This is a genomic window from Streptomyces sp. NPDC002232 (assembly GCF_042890295.1).
In the GTDB taxonomy this organism is placed as follows: Bacteria; Actinomycetota; Actinomycetes; order Streptomycetales; family Streptomycetaceae; genus Streptomyces.
Genome location: NZ_JBIARV010000002.1, coordinates 1,037,966 through 1,056,208 on the forward strand (window position 1 = coordinate 1,037,966; position 18,243 = coordinate 1,056,208).

The window sequence follows — 18,243 nt, forward strand, 5'->3', positions numbered from 1 at the left end:
GTACCCCGGCAGACCGCGCACCGGACGCCCGGCCCGGATCCCGTGGGGGGAATCCGCACCGGGATATGGAAAGCGCCCCGCTCGCCGACCCGTGGGGGGATCGGTGGCGGGGCGCTTTTCGCTCGTGTGACCCGTGAGGCCGGTGGTGTCAGCGGCCCTCGACCGGGACGAAGTCGCGGAGGACCTCACCGGTGTAGATCTGGCGCGGACGGCCGATGCGGGAACCGGGCTCCTTGATCATCTCGTGCCACTGGGCGATCCAGCCCGGGAGGCGGCCGAGGGCGAAGAGGACCGTGAACATCTCGGTCGGGAAGCCCATGGCGCGGTAGATCAGACCCGTGTAGAAGTCCACGTTCGGGTAGAGGTTGCGCGAGACGAAGTAGTCGTCGGAGAGCGCGTGCTCCTCCAGCTTGAGCGCGATGTCGAGCAGCTCGTCGGACTTGCCGAGGGCCGAGAGGACATCGTGCGCCGCGGCCTTGATGATCTTGGCGCGCGGGTCGAAGGACTTGTACACCCGGTGGCCGAAGCCCATCAGGCGGACGCCGTCCTCCTTGTTCTTCACCTTGCGGATGAAGGAGTCGACATCGCCGCCGTTGGCCTTGATGCCTTCCAGCATCTCCAGCACCGACTGGTTGGCGCCGCCGTGCAGGGGGCCCCACAGCGCCGAGATGCCGGCGGAGATCGAGGCGAACATGTTCGCCTGCGAGGAGCCGACCAGACGCACGGTGGAGGTCGAGCAGTTCTGCTCGTGGTCCGCGTGCAGGATCAGCAGCTTGTCGAGCGCGGAGACGACGACCGGGTCCAGGTCGTACTCCTGCGCCGGGACCGAGAAGGTCATGCGCAGGAAGTTCTCGACGTACCCGAGGTCGTTGCGCGGGTAGACGAACGGGTGGCCGATCGACTTCTTGTACGCGTACGCCGCGATCGTCGGCAGCTTGGCGAGCAGCCGGATCGTGGAGAGGTGGCGCTGCTCCTCGTCGAACGGGTTGTGGCTGTCCTGGTAGAAGGTGGACAGCGCGGAGACCACCGAGGACAGCATCGCCATCGGGTGGGCGTCCCGCGGGAAGCCGCGGAAGAAGTTCTTGACGTCCTCGTGGACCAGCGTGTGCTGCGTGATCTCGTTCTTGAAGGTCGACAGCTCGTCGACCTTGGGCAGCTCACCGTTGATCAGCAGGTACGCCACCTCAAGGAAGGTGGAGCGCTCGGCCAGCTGCTCGATGGGGTAGCCGCGGTACCGCAGAATTCCCTGCTCACCGTCGAGGTAGGTGATGGCGGATTTATAGGCGGCTGTGTTGCCGTATCCGCTGTCCAGGGTGACCAGACCGGTCTGGGCTCGGAGTTTGCCGATGTCGAAGCCCTGGTCGCCGACGGTGCTCTCGACCACCGGGTAGGTGTATTCACCGTCCGCGTACCGCAGTACTACAGAGTTGTCGCTCACGTCATCCCTCACCGACGTAGTGCCTCTTCTTCGAGGTGCCCTGACTGTCTCTACCATCCCCCATTTGGCTCAGGAGAGTGCACTCGGGGTCGCTCATTGGGCCATTCGGCGGCACTCAGTGCCGCCAACCTTCATATCCTGCCCCCTTCGCCCCGGTTCCGGTAGCCCCTCGTGATCTTTCACACGAGGGCCTCCCCTGTGAGCCGGTGGGCGAGTGCGGTAAAGCGCCGGCCCGCCGAGACCGTACGGACCGCCTGCGCGATCGCCCGCCGGGAACCGACCAGGACGACCAGCTTCCGGGCCCGGGTCACGGCCGTGTAGAGCAGGTTCCGCTGGAGCATCATCCAGGCGCTCATGGTGACCGGGATCACCACCGCCGGGTACTCGCTGCCCTGCGAGCGGTGGATGGTGACCGCGTACGCGTGGGCGAGCTCGTCCAGCTCGTCGAAGTCGTAGGGCACTTCCTCGTCCTCGTCCGTCCGCACGGTGAGCCGCTGTTCGACGGCGTCCAGCGCCGTGACGACGCCGACCGTGCCGTTGAAGACCCCGTTGGCGCCCTTCTCGTAGTTGTTCCGGATCTGGGTCACCTTGTCGCCCACGCGGAAGACCCGGCCGCCGAACCGCTTTTCCGGCAGGTCCGGCCGGGCCGGGGTGATGGCCTGCTGGAGCAGGCCGTTCAGCGAGCCGGCGCCCGCCGGACCCCGGTGCATCGGGGCGAGCACCTGGACGTCCCGGCGCGGGTCGAGACCGAACTTGGCCGGAATCCGCCGGGCCGCGACCTCCACGGCGACCCGGGCCGCGTCCTCCGTCTCCTCCTCGACGAAGAGGAAGAAGTCCGGCAGGCCCTGGGTGAGGGGCGGGGTGCCGGCGTTGATCCGGTGCGCGTTCGTGACCACCCCGGACTGCTGCGCCTGCCGGAAGATCCGGGTCAGCCGCACGGACGGTACGGGGCTGCCGGGGGCCAGCAGATCACCGAGGACCTCACCCGCGCCGACCGACGGCAGCTGGTCCACGTCCCCCACGAGCAGCAGATGGGCGCCCGGCGCCACCGCCTTGACCAGCTTGTTCGCCAGGAGCAGGTCGAGCATGGAGGCCTCGTCGACGACGATCAGGTCCGCGTCGAGCGGCCGGTCCCGGTCGTAGGCCGCGTCGCCGCCCGGCTTCAGCTCTAGGAGCCGGTGCACCGTGGAGGCCTCGGCCCCGGTCAGCTCGGCGAGCCGCTTGGCGGCCCGCCCGGTGGGGGCGGCGAGCACCACCCTGGCCTTCTTGGCGCGGGCCAGCTCCACGATCGAGCGGACCGTGAAGGACTTGCCGCAGCCGGGACCGCCGGTCAGCACGGCGACCTTGCGGGTGAGGGCGAGCCGTACGGCCTCCTCCTGCTCGGGCGCGAGCGAGGCCCCCGTACGGTCCGCGAGCCAGGCCAGCGCCTTGTCCCAGGCCACGTCCCGGAAGGCCGGCATCCGGTCCTCCTCGGTCCGCAGGAGCCGCCGGAGCTGCCCGGCGAGGGACAGCTCGGCCCGGTGGAAGGGGATGAGGTAGACGGCGGTGACGGGCGTCCCCTCGGGTCCGGGGACGACCTCCCGCACGACACCCTCCGGGTCCTCGGCGAGCTCGCCGAGGCACTCGATGACGAGCCCCGTGTCGACCTGGAGCAGCTTCACGCCGTCCGCGATCAGCCGCTCCTCCGGCAGGAAGCAGTGCCCCTGGTCGCTGGACTGCGACAGCGCGTACTGGAGACCGGCCTTCACCCGGTCGGGACTGTCGTGCGGGATGCCGACGGCCTGCGCGATGCGGTCCGCGGTGAGGAACCCGATGCCCCACACGTCGGAGGCGAGCCGGTAGGGCTGGTTCCGCACGACGGAGATCGACGCGTCCCCGTACTTCTTGTAGATCCGCACGGCGATCGAGGTCGACACCCCCACGCCCTGGAGGAAGACCATCACCTCCTTGATCGCCTTCTGCTCCTCCCAGGCCGCCGTGATGTTCTTCGTGCGCTTCGGCCCGAGCCCGGGGACCTCGATCAGGCGCGCGGGGGATTCTTCGAGGATGTCGAGGGTGTCGAGCCCGAAGTGCCGCGTGATGCGGTCGGCGAAGACCGGCCCGATGCCCTTGACCAGGCCGGACCCGAGATAGCGCCGGATGCCCTGGATCGTGGCGGGGAGGATCGTCGTGTAGTTGTCCACGTGGAACTGCTTGCCGTACGTCGGGTGGGAGCCCCAGCGGCCCTCCATCCGCACCGACTCCCCCGGCTGCGCGCCGAGCAGCGCCCCGACGACCGTGAGGAGGTCCCCGGCGCCCCGCCCGGTGTCGACCCGGGCGACGGTGTAGCCGCTCTCCTCGTTCGCGTAGGTGATCCTCTCCAGCACCCCTTCGAGCACTGCGGGACCGCGACCCTCGTTGGACATGGACCGACCGTAGCGAAGGGCTCGGACATCGTGGGAGGCGCTGGGGGTAACGGTCAGTGCTCCTGGCGCCGGAGCTGCCCTCCCCGGCTGTCGGCCACACGCTTCACGTCCCTCAGGGCCCCGACCAGGCAGCGCGCGAGGTAGCGCAGCTCACCGCTGGACGCCCGACGGTCCGCGAGGAGCTCGGCGGCGTGCGCGAGAAGGTCGCCCGCCATCCCGAGCTGGAGGCTCTCGATGTCGTCGGCGAGCCGAGCCACCCGACCCGACCCGTCCGACAGGAGGTAGCAGGGGTGGCCGTCCTCCCCCGTCCAAGGCAGCAGCCGTCCGGCGCTCACCGCGTCTCCCCTCCTCGGAGCGCCGGCAGCGCCCCGATGTCCGCTCCGGGCCCGACGACGCGCAGCGCGCGCCGGGCAACCGTCCGCCGCTCGTGGGCGAGGAGGTACGGCCTCACCAGCGGGCTGTCCTCGCCTCGCGGTGGCAGGCCCCCGGTGCGGTGCGCGGTCGGCCCCTGGACGTACGCGCAGGAGTACGGATACGAGGGGTGGGACGGGACCGGCCGGGAGCGGGCGTCCCGCCGTCGGAGGGAACCGAGGCACCGGGCGAGCACCTCCCTGAGCCGTACGAGGGGAAAGGACATGGGGACCCACTTTCGTTGCTCTGTGTTTCGATTCCCTCACAGCGTGGGGTCGCCGCTGGCTACGCTGCCAGGAGTGGAGCCTTGACAGCGCCTCGGTCAGGTCGGGGAGTCGAGCACATGGATCAGCGCCGCAAGCCGCGTACGCCACGGGAGAAGTACGGGGAGGAGTTGAGACTCCGGCGCGGGGCCGCCGGATTCACGCAGGAGACGCTGGGCGACCTGGTGGTGTGCTCGCCCACGCTGATCAGCCACTTCGAGGCCGGGAGACGGTTGCCGAAACTCGATGACGCGCGGCGGATCGACCGGGCGCTGAGGACGGACGGGTTCTTCGAGCGCTGGCTGGAGGACCTGGAGTCCAAGTACGCCGACCACTTCGCCGCCGCGGCCGAGCTGGAACCGCAGGCGGCGACGATCGAACAGTTCGCGCTGTCGCTGGTTCCCGGCGTGCTCCAGACCCCCGAGTACGCCCGCGCCCTGTTCCGGGCGTACCGGCCGAACCATACGGCCGAGGAACTTGACGAGGCCGTTGTCATCCGAACGAAGCGTGCTTGCCTCCTCGACGGACCGACGCGTCCTGTCGTCTGGACGCTGCTCGACGAGGCCGTGCTGCGGCGCGAGGTCGGGGGACGGGAGGTGATGGCCGAACAGCTCCACCGGATCGCGGACGTGGCCGAGGCCGGTCGGATCCGGCTGCACGTACTGCCGAACAGCGCCGGGGCTCACGCGCTCATGGAGAGTCTGCTGACCCTCATGAGCTTCGAGGACTCCGCCCCCGTGGCCTACGTGGAAGGCTTCCTCACGGGCAACCTGATGGATGATCCGTCCCTGGTGAACGCCAGTCGCACGTCCTACGCTCTGGCTCTGAGCGACGCGCTGTCGCGACAGGAGTCACTGGCCCTCGTGAGGGCGGCAGCAGAGGAATACGCGCATGGTCCGCAGTGAGCACACCGTCTCCGACTCGTCCTGCCTCACCGGGTGGTTCAAGTCCAGCTACAGCGGAGGCGGGCAAGGTGAATGCCTTGAGGCCGCCCGTGGCCACGTCGGGGTGCCCGTCCGTGACAGCAAGGCCGTCACCGGCCCCGCCGTCGTCTTCTCCAGCGACGGCTGGTCGGCCTTCGTCGCCGCCGTGAAGGAAGGCTTCGCCGCCTGACCCCGATCGGATTCCCTGCCGGGATCCCGCCCCGAGCCGTGCCCGGACGAGGGGCGCACCCGCGACCTCCCTGCCCGTCACGACGAGGGGAAGGGCCGGGCCCTTCCCCGACGGGTCTGTCAGCATGCCGAAGAACAGCGCAGATCGTAGCGTTTCGGGCATGACTGACTCTTCATTCCAGGACGAGGTCCTGACCGAACTCGGCGACGACCGGCTCCAGGAGATCGCCGGGCTCGCCGGCACGGACGCCGCCGGGGCCCGGGAGCTCGTGGGCGGATCGGTGACGGAGCTGTCGGGCGAACTGCGCCGGGCCGCGGCCGAGCCGGGCAGCGCGGACGAGGTCCGCGCCGCCGTCGACGAGGTGGCCTCGCCCGAGCCCCGGCTCCAGGGCGTCGCCACGTTCGGCGGCCTGGCGGCCGGCGGGCTGATGGCCGGGGTCCTGACCAAGCTCGCGAAACCCGCCGCGAACGCGGTCGCGAAGCGCACCGGCATCCCGCCGGCGACGGCGAACCGCGCGGTGGAGATGCTGATCCCGGTGGTCCTGGCCGTCCTCACGAAGCGCGCCACGTCGAAGAAGGGTGGCGGGCTGGGGGACCTGCTGGGCGGGGGCCCCGGAAAGTAGCCCCGCCGTCCCGGCGATCACACCGCCAGGAACGCCTCCAGCGTCTCCTCCAGGACCTCCGCGCCGTCCCTCGCCCACAGGGCGTCGTTGAAGAGCTCGACCTCGACCGGGCCCGTGTAGCCGGCCCTCTCCAGCAGGTCCGACCAGGCGCGGAGGTCGATGGCCCCGGTGCCCAGCTGGCCCCGGCCGTTCAGGACGCCCGCCGGGAGCGGGGTCGTCCAGTCGGCGAGCTGGAAGGAGTGGACGCGGCCCGCCGCGCCCGCGCGCTCCACCGCCGCCGGGGCCCGGTCGTCCCACCACAGGTGGTACGTGTCGACCGTGACGCCGACCTGCGCGGCGGGGAACCGCTCCGCGATCTCCAGGGCCTGGTCCAGGGTGGAGACCGCGCACCGGTCGGAGGCGTACATCGGGTGCAGGGGCTCGATGGCCAGCCGGACGCCGCGCTCGCCCGCGTAGGGCGCCAGGGTGCCGATGGCCTCCGTGATCCGGGCCCGCGCGGACGGCAGGTCCGGGCAGGCCGGGGTGAGGCCGCCGGAGACCAGGACGAGGGTGTCGGTGCCGAGCGTCACCGCCTCGTCGACCGCCGCGCGGTTCTCCTCCTCCCAGCCGTCCGAGGTGAAGAAGCCGCCCCGGCAGAGGGTGGTGACGGTGAGGCCCGCGTCCCGGACGAGGGCGGCGGCCGCCTCCGTCCCGTACTCGCGGACCGGTTCGCGCCACAGGCCGATGCCCGGGATGCCCAGGCGGACGCAGTGCCGGACCAGTTCGGGCAGGCCGAGCTGCTTCACCGTCATCTGGTTGATGCTGAAGCGGTCTGCGTTCACTGCGTGACTCCGTGGACGGTGAGCAGGGCGCGCATCCGGGACTCCGCCAGGGCCGGGTCCGGGAACAGGCCCAGGCCGTCGGCGAGTTCGTAGGCGCGGGCCAGGTGCGGGAGCGAGCGGGCGGACTGAAGGCCGCCGACCATCGTGAAGTGGTCCTGGTGCCCGGCGAGCCAGGCGAGGAGGACCACCCCGGTCTTGTAGAAGCGGGTGGGGGGCCGGAAGAGGTGCCGGGAGAGCGCGACCGTGGGGTCGAGCGTCCTGCGGAAGCCCTCGACGTCCCCCGTGTCGAGGATCCGCACCGCCTCGGCCGCCAGCGGTCCCAGCGGGTCGAAGATCCCCAGCAGGGCGTGGCTGAAGCCCTGTTCGTCGCCCGCGATCAGCTCCGGGTAGTGGAAGTCGTCGCCCGTGTAGCAACGGACCCCCTCCGGGAGGCGGCGGCGCAGCTCGACCTCGCGCCGGGCGTCGAGCAGCGAGACCTTGATGCCGTCGACCTTGTCGGGGTGGGCCGCGATCACGTCGAGGAACGCCCCGGTGGCCGTGTCGAGGTCCGCCGAGCCCCAGTAGCCGTCGAGCGCCGGGTCGAACATCGGGCCGAGCCAGTGCAGGACGACGGGCTCGCTCGCCTGCCGGAGCAGGTGGCCGTAGAGGTCGAGGTAGTCCTCGGGTCCGCGCGCGGCGGCGGCGAGGGCGCGGGAGGCCATGAGGACGGCCCGCGCGCCCGCCTCCTCGACGACGGCCAGCTGTTCCTCGTAGGCCGCGCGGATCTCCGGCAGGCCGGCCGGGCCGGTGAGCTGGTCGGTGCCGACGCCGCAGACGACGCTGCCGCCCACGGCCCTGGCCTCGGCGGAGGAGCGGCGGATCAGTTCGGCCGCCCCCGCCCAGTCCAGGCCCATCCCGCGCTGGGCGGTGTCCATGGCCTCGGCGACCCCGAGACCGTGGGACCACAGGTGGCGGCGGAAGGCGAGCGTGGCGTCCCAGTCGACGGCGGCCGGGGCGTCGGGGGTGGTGTCGGCGTACGGGTCGGCGACGACGTGCGCGGCGGAGAAGACCGTACGGGAGGCCGGCGGGCCCGCCGGGAGGAGCGCGAGCGGCGTGGTGCGGGGCGCGTACGCGCGCGTGGAGCCGTCCGGGGAGGGCAGCCGGACCGTCACAGCGTCACCTCGGGGACGTCGAGGCGGCGGCCCTCGGCGGCGGACCGCAGGCCCAGTTCGGCGAGCTGGACGCCGCGGGCCCCGGCGAGGAGGTCCCAGTGGTAGGGCTCGTCGAGCGCGACGTGCCGGAGGAAGAGCTCCCACTGGGCCTTGAAGCCGTTGTCGAAGGCGGTGTTGTCGGGGACCTCCTGCCACTGGTCGCGGAAGGCCTCGGTCGCCGGGACGTCCGGGTCCCAGACCGGCTTGGGGGTGGCCGAGCGGTGCTGGACGCGGCAGTCGCGCAGTCCGGCGACGGCGGAGCCGTGGGTGCCGTCGACCTGGAACTCGACGAGTTCGTCGCGGTGCACGCGGACCGCCCAGGAGGAGTTGATCTGGGCGACGGCGCCGCCCTCCAGCTGGAAGATGCCGTACGCGGCGTCGTCGGCGGTGGCCTCGTACGGCTTGCCCCGCTCGTCCCAGCGCCGGGGGACGTGCGTGGCGACGTGCGCCGTGACGCTCGTGACCCGGCCGAAGAGCTCGTGGAGCACGTACTCCCAGTGCGGGAACATGTCGACGACGATGCCGCCGCCGTCCTCCGCGCGGTAGTTCCAGCTGGGGCGCTGGGCGTCCTGCCAGTCCCCCTCGAAGACCCAGTAGCCGAACTCGCCGCGTACGGACAGGATCTCGCCGAAGAAGCCGCCGTCGATCAGGCGCTTGAGCTTGAGCAGGCCGGGGAGGAAGAGCTTGTCCTGGACCACGCCGTGCTTGACGCCCTTCTCGCGCGCGAGGCGGGCGAGCGCGAGGGCTCCGGCGAGGTCGGCGGCGGTGGGCTTCTCGGTGTAGACGTGCTTGCCCGCCGTGATCGCCCGGGTGAGGGCGTCGACACGGGCCGAGGTGACCTGGGCGTCGAAGTAGACGTCGATGCCGTCGTCGGCGAGGACGGCGTCGAGATCCGTGGACCACTCGGTGAGGCCGTGGCGCTCGGCGAGGGCGCGCAGGGCGTGCTCGCGGCGGCCGACGAGGACGGGCTCGGGCCACAGGACCCGGCCGTCGCCGAGGTCGAGGCCGCCCTGCTCGCGCAGGGCGAGGATCGAGCGGACGAGGTGCTGGCGGTGTCCCATGCGCCCGGTGACGCCGTTCATGGCGATGCGGACTGTCGTGCGTGTCACGAAACGTTCCTCTCCCCGATGCTCCGCGCCTTCGGAGAGAAAGCGCTTTCTATCGAGGGGGACGCTAGCCTGCCGACATCGCCGCCGACAAGGCCCTGGAGGTACGCACGCGATGACCGTCACCCTGGCGGACGTGGCCGCCCGCGCACGGGTCTCCCCCGCCACCGTCTCCCGCGTCCTGAACGGCAACTACCCCGTCGCCGCGTCGACCCGCGAGCGGGTGCTGCGGGCCGTGGACGAGCTGGACTACGTCCTCAACGGCCCCGCGAGCTCCCTCGCCGCCGCCACCTCCGACCTGGTCGGCGTCCTCGTCAACGACATCGCCGACCCCTTCTTCGGCATCATGGCGAGCGCGGCGCAGAGCGCCATCGGGGAGCGCGCCACGGGGCGCGGCGGGGGCGAGAAGCTGGCCGTCGTCTGCAACACCGGCGGCTCCCCCGAGCGTGAACTGACCTACCTCACGCTGCTCCAGCGGCAGCGGGCCGCGGCCGTGATCCTCATGGGCGGCTCCCTGGAGGACCCGGAGCACCTCGCGGCGACGGCCGGCAAGCTGACCCGGCTGGCGGAGGCGGGCACGCGGGTCGTGCTGTGCGGACGGCCGCCGGTGCCGGGCGACGCGAGCACGGCGGCGCTGGTCTTCGACAACCGGTCCGGCGGGCGGCTGCTCACCGAGCACCTCCTGGCCCTCGGCCACCGGCGGATCGGTTACGTCGCGGGCCCGGCCGACCGCACCACCACCCGGCACCGCCTGGAGGGCCACCGGGACGCGCTCGCGGCGGCGGGGGTGGCCGAGGGGCCGACGGTCCACGGGCCGTACGACCGCGCCTCGGGCCGCACGGCGACGGCCGAGCTGCTCGCCCGCGACCCGCACCTCACGGCGGTCGTCGCGGCCAACGACACGGTGGCGCTGGGCGTCTGCGCCGCCCTGCGGGAACGGGGCCTGTCCGTCCCGGACGACCTGTCGGTCGCGGGCTTCGACGACCTCCCGTTCTCGGTGGACGCGGTCCCGGCCCTCACCACGGTCCGGCTCCCGCTCCACGACGCGGGCGTACGGGCGGGCCGGCTGGCCATGGGCGCGGAGGAGCCTCCGGCGGGCGGCCGGGAGACGGTCCCGGGGGAGCTGGTGGTGCGGGGGTCCACGGGGCGGGCGCGGGGCTGAGGGGCGGGGCGCCGTGTCGGTGCGGGGGTCCACGGGGCGGGCGCGGGGGTCCACGAGGGGGGCGGGGGTGAGGGGCGGGGGCGCCGTGTCGGTGCTCGGCGCGCGTGTCGGGCGCCCTCGGCCGATTCGGGGCCCGCGCGTCGGGCGCGTTCAGCCGGTTCGGGGCCTCGGCCCCGGCGCGGCCCGGCGGTTCGGCGCTCGCCCCGGTCGCCGCCGCGGTCACCGCTCCGGTCACTTCTCCGGCGTCAGGCCCGTCGCCGTCAGGACCGCGTCGACCGTCTCCTCGACCGTCTGGTCCGCGTTGTCGATCCAGACGCCCTCGCCCGTGAGTTCCTCGCGCATGGCCTCGTCCAGGAAGGCCCAGTTCGTCGTGAGCTTCTTGTCGCGGGCGTTGTTGCGCTCCCAGGCCTTGTCCGGGCCCGGGGCCAGGATCACCACGTGGAGCGGCCCCGCCGCGTGCGCGCGGTAGAAGTCCAGGTGGGAGCGGCGTACGACCACGTCGTCGAGGACCGGCAGGAAGCCCGCCGCGGCGAGGCTGCCGGCCAGCAGGCAGCCGTTGCGGGCGCGCAGCAGGATCTGGCGGTCCGCCTCCTGGTCTCCGGTCGGGCTCGGCCAGTGGCCGCCCCGGACGATCAGCTCCTGGAGGTGGTCGACCTCGATGTGCGCCGCGCGGGCGAAGCGCGCCGCGAGGGCCGCCGCGACCGTGGACTTGCCGCTGCCCGGGATGCCGGCCAACAGCACGGTGCCGGGGGCCGGTTCGGGGGCGTCGACGGTGATGTGCTCGAAGGTCATGCGCGCCTCTCCTCGCCGGTGGGACGGGGGAACGATACGGTCGCGGGCTCGGCGCGCGCCACGGGATTCCGTTCCGGGACGGGTCCCGAGGACTCTCGCTGGGCATGTACCGGGGCACGCCCTGAGGACTCTCCCGGGGCGTGCCCCGGTCCCAGTGACGTCAGGGCCACTCCCCCGACGAGCAGCGCCGCCGCGCACCAGCGCAGCGGGGTCACCGGCTCCCCCAGGAACAGCGCCGCCGAGGACATGCCGAAGACCGGGACCAGGAGGGAGAAGGGCGCGACGGAGGAGGCGGGGTGGCGGCGGAGCAGCCATCCCCAGGCGCCGAACCCGAAGACGGTCGTGATCCAGGCGACGTAGACGATGACGCCGGCGCCCGTCCAGTCGAGCCCGCGCAGGGCCGCGAGATCGCGGTCGGGCCCCTCCAGGAGCAGGGAGAGCGCCAGCAGCGGCAGGACCGGGACCGTGCTCACCCAGACCATGAAGTTGAGCGCGTCGGGCGGGGCGGCCCTTCGGGTGAGGACGTTGGAGACGCCCCAGCAGGCCGCCGCCGCGATCACCAGGGCGAAGCCCGTCGCCGAGCCCGATCCGCCCGCTCCGGCGGCGGCGACGCCGATGCCCGCGAGGGCGACCGCCATCCCCAGCATCCGCACCCGGCCGGGCCGTTCGCCGAGGACGGCGAAGGCGAAGAGGGCGGTGAAGACGGCCTGGACCTGGAGGACGAGGGAGGAGAGGCCGGCCGGGGCACCGAGGTCCATACCGGTGAAGAGCAGGCCGAACTTGGCCACGCCGAGAACGAGTCCGACGCCCACGATCCACTTCCAGGCGACCTTCGGGCGGCCGACGAGGAACACCGCCGGCAGCGCGGCGACGAGGAAGCGGAGGGCGGAGAACAGCAGCGGCGGGAAGTGCCCGAGGCCGATCTCGATGACGACGAAGTTGACGCCCCAGACGGCCGCGACGAGGGCGGCGAGGGCGACATGGGCGGGAGCGAGGCGTGCGGACGGCATGCGGTCGAGCATCTCCGGCACCGACCGTTCAGCACCAGCACGGGTTCCTTCATGGTGGGATGAAGCATCCCTACATCCAGGAGGTGCCCGTGCTGGACCTCGGCCGTCTGCGCGCCCTGCACGCCGTCGCCGTCCACGGCAGTGTCGGTGCCGCCGCCACCGCCCTCGGCTACACCCCGTCCGCGGTCTCGCAGCAGATCGCGAAGCTGGAGCGGGAGACCCGTACGACCCTGCTCGAACGCAGCGGGCGCGGCATCCGGCTCACCGACGACGCCCACCAGCTGGCCGCCACGGCCCGGCGGCTGCTGGCCCTCGTCGAGGAGGCGGAGGTACGCCTGGAGGAGCGGCGCGGGCGGCCGGCGGGGCGGCTGGCGATCGGCTGCTTCGCCAGCGCGGCGCGCGGTCTGATGCCCCGGGCGCTCGCCGAGCTGGCCCGGCTCCACCCGGAGCTCGACGCCCGCCTCTCCGAGCTGGACCCGCACCTCTCGGTCGATCTGGTGGCGCGGGGGGTGATCGACCTGGCGGTGGCGCACGACTGGGACATCGCGCCGCTGCCGACGCCGCCGGGGGTCGAACGGGTGGTCATCGGCGACGACCTGTGCGACATCCTCGTCCACCGCGGCCATCCGCTGGCGGCGCGGGAGTCGGTGCGGCGGGAGGAGCTGGCCGAGGAGCCGTGGATCTCGCAGCCGCCGGGGACGGTCTGCCACGACTGGCTGACGCGGACCCTGCGGGCGACGGGGTACGAGCCGCTGATCGTCCATCAGGCGGAGGAGAACCACACGCAGGTGGCCCTGGTGGCGGCCGGCCTGGGCATCGCCCTGGTCCCGCGCCTGGGGCGCGGGGTGCTGCCGCCGGAGGTGGTGCCGGTGCGGCTGGACCCGGTGCCGACGCGCCGGCTGCACGCCATGTGGCGGACCGGGGCGGCGCGGCGCCCGGCGATCCGCGAGACGGTCCGTACGCTCCAGGAGCTCTGGCCCTCGATCGCCTCGGCCGGGTGAGGTGCGCGGAAACGATTCCTGCGCGGATCCTTGACCTGGCAGTTACTTTCGGGCTATCCGTGACTCCTTGGAAGTTTCCTTCAAACCCGCACGGCCGGAAGGAGCATCAGTGCACCACCGCGCCCCCGCCCCCTCCCGACGCACCCTCCTCACGGTGACCGCCGCAGCCGCCGCGGCGGCCGTCACCGGCGTCACCTCCCCCGTGGCCCACGCCGAGACGAACGACCGCGGACTCCGCCGGATCATCGACCGGATGTCCCTGGAGGAGAAGGTCGGCCAGCTCTTCGTGACGCGGGTCCACGGCCACTCCGCCACCGACCCCGACCAGGCCGACATCGACGCCAACCTCGCGGCGTTCGGGGTCCGCACGGCCGCCGAGCTCGTCGCGCGCTACCACGTCGGCGGGATCATCTACTTCTCCTGGGCCCACAACACCCGCGACCCGCAGCAGATCGCCGCGCTCTCCAACGGCATCCAGCAGGCCGCGCTCGGGCAGCCCACCTCGGTCCCGGTGCTCCTCTCCACCGACCAGGAGCACGGCATCGTGTGCCGGGTCGGCGAGCCCGCCACCCTGCTGCCCGGGGCGATGGCCCTCGGCGCCGGCGGCTCGCACGCGGACGCCCGCCGGGCCGCGCAGATCGCGGGCGAGGAGCTCGTCGCCCTCGGCATCCGGCAGAACTACGCGCCGGTCGCCGACGTCAACGTCAACCCCGCCAACCCGGTCATCGGGGTCCGCTCCTTCGGCTCCGACCCGCGGGCCGTGGCGGGCCTGGTCGCCGCCCAGGTGCAGGGGTACCAGCGGGCCGGGGTCGCGGCCACCTCCAAGCACTTCCCGGGCCACGGCGACACGGCCGTCGACAGCCACTACGGGCTGCCGACGATCACCCACACCCGGGAGCAGTGGGCGGAGCTGGACGCGCCGCCCTTCCGGGCCGCGATCGCCGCCGGGATCGACTCGATCATGACCGCGCACCTCGTGGTCCCGGCGCTCGACCCCAGCGAGGACCCGGCGACGCTCTCTCACCCCATCCTCACCGGGATCCTCCGCGAGCAGCTCGGCTACGACGGCGTGGTGGTCACGGACGCCCTCGGGATGGAGGGCGTCCGCACCAAGTACGGGGACGAGCGCGTCCCGGTGCTCGCCCTGAAGGCGGGGGTGGACCAGCTCCTCGACCCGCCCCGGCTCGACGTGGCCTGGAACGCCGTCCTGAAGGCCGTCCGGGACGGCGAACTGACGGAGGCCCGGCTCGACGCGTCGATCCTGCGGATCCTGCGGCTCAAGGCGAAGCTCGGTCTCTTCCGGCGGGCCTACACCAGCCGGGCGGCCGTCGAGCGGATCGTCGGCAGGAAGGCGCACCTCGCCGAGGCCGACCGGATCGCCGAGGCGACCACGACGCTGCTGGTCAACGAGGGCGGCTTCCTGCCCTTGAGCCCGGCCTCCCACGGCTCGGTCCTGGTCGTCGGCGCCGACCCGGCCTCGCCGTCCGGGACGACGGGACCGCCGACGACGACGCTCGCGACCGCCCTGCGGGAGCTGGGCTTCACCGCGACGGCGCTGTCCACCGGGACCGCGCCGACGGCCGCGCGGATCGAGGAGGCGGTGGCGGCGGCGGCCGGCAAGGACGTGGTGCTCGTGGGCACGTACAACGTGACCGCGACCAGCTCGCAGCGCACCCTCGTCGCGCGGCTGGTGGCCACCGGGGTGCCGGTCGTGACCATCGCGATCCGCAATCCGTACGACGTCGCCCGGCTCGACGGGCAGCGCGCGGTGCTCGCCGCGTACTCCTGGACCGACGTCGAACTCCGGGCCGCGGTCCGCGTCCTGACCGGCCGCGCCCGGCCCCGGGGCCGGCTGCCGGTCCCGGTCCAGAGCGCCGAGGACCCGACGAAGGTCCTGTATCCGGTGGGTTACGGGCTGACGTACGGCCACTGACGGTCCCTGCGGGGTGGCGCCCGCCGGTCCGTTGTGGGCGGCGCCCCTGCCGGGCCCCGTTGTGGGCAGGCGTTCCGCAAGGGGCGGAACGGGTGGGCACAACGGGAACGGCGCCCTTGCCGGCGCCAGAGGCTGCTGCGCCTGAACCCGCACCGACAGGTGCCCGTCGCCAGCGGTGCGGGTCAGGGCGCGGAACGCGGAGGCGCCGCGAAAGGGCGCCGTCCCGTGTGCCCACCCGTCCCGCCCCAGCGGGACGATTGCCCACACGGGCGTGGGCGAGGGCCCTCACCAGGGCGGGGCGCGGCCCACCCGGGCGTGGGTGCACGGGCGCGGGGCGAAGGCCCGCACGGGCGGCGGGCCAGACGGGCGACGGCCCAGACAGGCGCGGGCCTCGGCGCGGGCGCGCGCGGGCGCGGGCGCGCGTGGGCGTGGGCGCGCGTGGGCGTGGGCGCGCGTGGGCGTGGGCGGCGGGGCGTGGCGCGCCGCCCACGACCGGGCTACGGCCTCAGGCCGTGTTCGCGGGTGGTGTCCTCGTCCGCTCCCTTGTCCAGACGCGCGTCGAAGCGGGCCAGCGGCTTCGCCGCCCCCGTCGCCGGCGCCGGGACGCCCGCCCAGGCCAGGATGCGCGCCGTGGCGTTGGTGCGCTCCGCGTCGACGAGCCCCTCGACGGTCGCGCCGTGGTTGGCGCCCGGCGCGACGTACACGTAGCTGTCCCGCGCGCCCTTGCCGAGGTGGAACTTCTCCGAGCCCCACGGGTCGTTGCCGCCGTAGACGAAGAGCATGTGGTTCGCGTTCTTGCGCACCCAGTTGTCGACGTCCCGCATCGCGTGCGGCTTAAACTTCATCGGGATGTCGCGCGGCACGAAGCTGCTGGCCGGCTGGTAGCCGTAGCGGCTCAGGCCCTTGAGGTGCGGCTGCTTGATGCTGGGCGAGCCGAGCTCGGTCGCCGCCTGGTAGTAGTACGGCGTGTAGTACTCCAGGCCCTGGTCGGTGTAGGCGGACCAGCCGGAGTACGCGTCGATCGTCTCGTAGACGGCGTCGTCGCTGGCGGTCGCCGCGACCGGGATCTGGTCGCAGACGTCCTGGCCGTAGTACTGCCAGAAGCCCCACACGAAGTCGAGGACGACGGCCTCGTACGCCTTGTCGAGCGAGCCGACGGTGTTGAAGGTGGCGCCCTCGGACTCGGCCCAGGCCTTGTACTTCTTCTCCAGCGGCACGCGCCGGACGAGCGCCTCGCGCTGGAGGTTGTTCAGGCGGTCGCGGCAGTCCTTGGTGCCGACGGTCTCGAAGAACCGGTCGTAGGCCGAGTCCTCCTTGTTGACCACGTCGTTCGGGGCCACGTACGCGACGACGCCGTCCATGTCGCGCGGGTAGAAGCGCTCGTAGTACGTGGCGGTCATGCCGCCCTTCGAGGCTCCGGTGGACAGCCACTTCTGGCCGTAGATGCCCTTCAGCGCCGTGAAGATCCGGTGCTGGTCGCTGGCCGCCTGCCAGATGTCCAGCTTCGACCAGTCGGCGGGCTGCGGACGGGACGGCGTGAAGAAGCGGTACTCCATGGAGACCTGGTTGCCGTCGATGATCCGCGTCGGCTCGGTCCGGCTCGGCGTCGTGGACAGTCCGTAGCCGCTGGTGCGGAAGACGGTGGGGCGGCTCGTGTCCTTGTGCAGGATCGAGATCCGCTGCTTGAACGTGCCCGCCCACGGGCGGTGGTGGTCGATCGGCTGCACGTACTCCAGGACGAAGTAGCGGTAGCCGGCGTACGGCTTCTCCTCGATCAGGCTCATCCCGGGGATCGCCAGGATGCGGTCCTTGATGTCGGTGCTCGTGCTCTGCGAGTCGACGACGGTCGCGCTGCCGGTCTCCGTGTCCGCGGCGGTGGCCACACCGGACGACCCGACGGTGCCTATGAGCACCGAAAGCGACAGCGCCCATCTCAGCGACTTGCGCATACACCCTCCCCTTGGTTCACAACGGTCACGCGAACCTAGCGGGCGCAACGTGGGGACCGCCAGACCCAGTTGATCCTTACCCTTAGACTTTCCCGCACATCAGCACAGGATCCAGCCCGTCACCGTCCCCCGGCCCGCCACCGAACCGCCCGCCCGGACGCAGCGGTGGAGCGCGTGGACCGTCACGGGGCCCACCTGCCGGTCGAAGCGTCCCGACCGGACCACGGGACGGGCGCCGCGCGGCTGGAGCGAGACGGCCATCGCGCGCCGGGGTCCGGGCCGGGTGGCGACGGTGACGGCGCAGACGTACTGGCGGGTCCGGTAGAGGCGCAGCTCACCGGTGGGGAACGTGACCGTGCGGGTGGGCCGGCCGTGGCAGACGGAGACGGCGTCGGCGGTCCCGCCGCCGGGCCCGGGCCCGGGGAGGAGGAGCAGCGCGAGGGCGGCGAGGAGCGGGACGAGGACGCGGGCGAGGGTCCGGGCCGGGCCGGTGTCCGTGGTCATGCGTTCCCCTCCCCGGGCGAGTCGTCGTACGGCCGTACGACGCACACGGCGCCGGAACGGTTGCCTCCGCATGTACGTGTCACCCGAAGGCCGTCATGACCAGCGTCGTGAAGACGAGCTCCGCGCCGAGCTGGATCCCGAGCGCGGTCCGGCCCACGACGGTCCGGTCCGCGCCCTGGACGACGGCGAAGGAGACGGCGGCCGCGGCCAGGCTCAGCAGGTACGGGTGCCCCGGCGTCGAGCCGCAACCCTCCCCGTAGGCGAGGCAGCGGCCCGCGTTCTCCGAGGCGAGGGCGACGACCCCGGCGCACACGGTCGCCGGGACGAGGAGAGCGGCCCCGATCAGGGACAGCTTCCGCAGGCGCCGCCCGTCGGCGGCGGACGGGGCGGCAGCGGCGGGAGCGCCGGCGGGACGGAGGTCGTGGCTCATGCACCGATCCAAGCCCCGGGGAGGGGGGCGGGGGATCCGCCGGGGTACTCACCCCGGCGGATCCCCCGTACTCAGATCCCCGGTACTCAGATC

18 protein-coding genes are annotated in these 18,243 nt (G+C 72.9%); 6 read left to right on the top strand and 12 right to left on the bottom strand.

Annotated features, from left to right (window positions below; genetic code table 11):
- Positions 1-148 precede the first annotated feature (148 nt).
- The 4 genes from ACFYXU_RS11435 to ACFYXU_RS11450 form a co-directional block, all read right to left on the bottom strand.
- Entirely contained in the window at positions 149-1,438 is a 1,290-nt protein-coding gene (locus tag ACFYXU_RS11435) for a citrate synthase (protein WP_329849923.1), read from the bottom strand.
- 179 nt (positions 1,439-1,617) lie between these two features.
- Positions 1,618-3,843, bottom strand: a complete 2,226-nt coding sequence (locus tag ACFYXU_RS11440; RefSeq protein ID WP_361393488.1) for an ATP-dependent RecD-like DNA helicase — start codon at positions 3,841-3,843, stop codon at positions 1,618-1,620.
- 53 nt (positions 3,844-3,896) lie between these two features.
- The gene (locus ACFYXU_RS11445; protein ID WP_376514550.1) at positions 3,897-4,178 is read right to left on the bottom strand and encodes a hypothetical protein; all 282 of its coding nucleotides are present in this window, start codon (positions 4,176-4,178) and stop codon (positions 3,897-3,899) included.
- Positions 4,175-4,480: a hypothetical protein gene (locus tag ACFYXU_RS11450; protein WP_376514553.1), complete on the bottom strand. Its 306-nt coding sequence runs from the start codon at positions 4,478-4,480 to the stop codon at positions 4,175-4,177. The genes ACFYXU_RS11445 and ACFYXU_RS11450 overlap by 4 nt, the downstream gene beginning before the upstream one ends.
- A gap of 117 nt (positions 4,481-4,597) precedes the next feature.
- Here ACFYXU_RS11450 and ACFYXU_RS11455 point away from each other — a divergent pair, with 117 nt between their 5' ends.
- The 3 genes from ACFYXU_RS11455 to ACFYXU_RS11465 all read left to right on the top strand — a co-directional run bounded on the left by ACFYXU_RS11455 (position 4,598) and on the right by ACFYXU_RS11465 (position 6,252).
- A complete protein-coding gene (locus tag ACFYXU_RS11455) occupies positions 4,598-5,422 on the top strand; it encodes a Scr1 family TA system antitoxin-like transcriptional regulator (protein WP_376514555.1) in 825 nt (274 codons plus the stop codon).
- Positions 5,409-5,630 carry a DUF397 domain-containing protein gene (locus ACFYXU_RS11460; protein WP_376514558.1) on the top strand — a complete coding sequence of 74 codons (222 nt, stop codon included), beginning with the start codon at positions 5,409-5,411 and terminating at the stop codon, positions 5,628-5,630. Before ACFYXU_RS11455 ends, ACFYXU_RS11460 begins: the two co-directional genes overlap by 14 nt.
- Positions 5,631-5,790: 160 nt before the next feature.
- Positions 5,791-6,252, top strand: coding sequence for a DUF937 domain-containing protein (locus ACFYXU_RS11465; RefSeq protein ID WP_376514560.1), 462 nt, complete (start codon positions 5,791-5,793; stop codon positions 6,250-6,252).
- A 17-nt stretch (positions 6,253-6,269) separates the two neighbouring features.
- Here the strand turns inward: ACFYXU_RS11465 and ACFYXU_RS11470 are convergent, their stop codons facing one another.
- From ACFYXU_RS11470 to ACFYXU_RS11480, 3 genes are read right to left on the bottom strand one after another with little or no spacing between them, the layout of a single operon-like run.
- Positions 6,270-7,043, bottom strand: a complete 774-nt coding sequence (locus ACFYXU_RS11470; RefSeq protein ID WP_389457592.1) for a sugar phosphate isomerase/epimerase family protein — start codon at positions 7,041-7,043, stop codon at positions 6,270-6,272.
- Between the two features lie 26 nt (positions 7,044-7,069).
- On the bottom strand, positions 7,070-8,224 hold the full coding sequence (locus ACFYXU_RS11475) for a dihydrodipicolinate synthase family protein (RefSeq protein ID WP_389457421.1): 1,155 nt from the start codon (positions 8,222-8,224) through the stop codon (positions 7,070-7,072).
- Complete coding sequence (locus ACFYXU_RS11480) at positions 8,221-9,372, bottom strand: Gfo/Idh/MocA family protein (RefSeq protein WP_389407147.1); 1,152 nt, start codon at positions 9,370-9,372, stop codon at positions 8,221-8,223. Before ACFYXU_RS11480 ends, ACFYXU_RS11475 begins: the two co-directional genes overlap by 4 nt.
- A 112-nt stretch (positions 9,373-9,484) precedes the next feature.
- On the opposite strand from ACFYXU_RS11480, the gene ACFYXU_RS11485 reads away from it, so the two are divergent.
- Complete coding sequence (locus tag ACFYXU_RS11485) at positions 9,485-10,531, top strand: LacI family DNA-binding transcriptional regulator (RefSeq protein WP_389407146.1); 1,047 nt, start codon at positions 9,485-9,487, stop codon at positions 10,529-10,531.
- A gap of 231 nt (positions 10,532-10,762) precedes the next feature.
- On the opposite strand, the gene ACFYXU_RS11490 is transcribed toward ACFYXU_RS11485, so the two are convergent.
- Together ACFYXU_RS11490 and ACFYXU_RS11495 are read right to left on the bottom strand one after the other, a co-directional pair.
- Positions 10,763-11,323 (bottom strand): AAA family ATPase, encoded by a 561-nt coding sequence (locus tag ACFYXU_RS11490; protein ID WP_389407145.1) that lies wholly within the window; start codon positions 11,321-11,323, stop codon positions 10,763-10,765.
- Positions 11,320-12,333, bottom strand: coding sequence for an EamA family transporter (locus ACFYXU_RS11495; protein WP_389457423.1), 1,014 nt, complete (start codon positions 12,331-12,333; stop codon positions 11,320-11,322). Before ACFYXU_RS11495 ends, ACFYXU_RS11490 begins: the two co-directional genes overlap by 4 nt.
- Before the next feature lie 89 nt (positions 12,334-12,422).
- Here ACFYXU_RS11495 and ACFYXU_RS11500 point away from each other — a divergent pair, with 89 nt between their 5' ends.
- Together ACFYXU_RS11500 and ACFYXU_RS11505 are read left to right on the top strand one after the other, a co-directional pair.
- Entirely contained in the window at positions 12,423-13,334 is a 912-nt protein-coding gene (locus ACFYXU_RS11500) for a LysR family transcriptional regulator (protein WP_376514584.1), read from the top strand.
- Between the two features lie 109 nt (positions 13,335-13,443).
- Positions 13,444-15,267, top strand: a complete 1,824-nt coding sequence (locus ACFYXU_RS11505; RefSeq protein ID WP_389457425.1) for a glycoside hydrolase family 3 protein — start codon at positions 13,444-13,446, stop codon at positions 15,265-15,267.
- Positions 15,268-15,764: 497 nt separating this feature from the next.
- On the opposite strand, the gene ACFYXU_RS11510 is transcribed toward ACFYXU_RS11505, so the two are convergent.
- The 3 genes from ACFYXU_RS11510 to ACFYXU_RS11520 form a co-directional block, all read right to left on the bottom strand.
- Positions 15,765-17,216 carry an aminopeptidase gene (locus ACFYXU_RS11510; protein WP_361393479.1) on the bottom strand — a complete coding sequence of 484 codons (1,452 nt, stop codon included), beginning with the start codon at positions 17,214-17,216 and terminating at the stop codon, positions 15,765-15,767.
- Positions 17,217-17,315: 99 nt separating this feature from the next.
- Positions 17,316-17,720: a hypothetical protein gene (locus ACFYXU_RS11515; RefSeq protein ID WP_329849908.1), complete on the bottom strand. Its 405-nt coding sequence runs from the start codon at positions 17,718-17,720 to the stop codon at positions 17,316-17,318.
- 79 nt (positions 17,721-17,799) lie between these two features.
- The gene (locus ACFYXU_RS11520) at positions 17,800-18,150 is read right to left on the bottom strand and encodes a hypothetical protein (RefSeq protein ID WP_389457428.1); all 351 of its coding nucleotides are present in this window, start codon (positions 18,148-18,150) and stop codon (positions 17,800-17,802) included.
- Between the last annotated feature and the right edge of the window lie 93 nt (positions 18,151-18,243).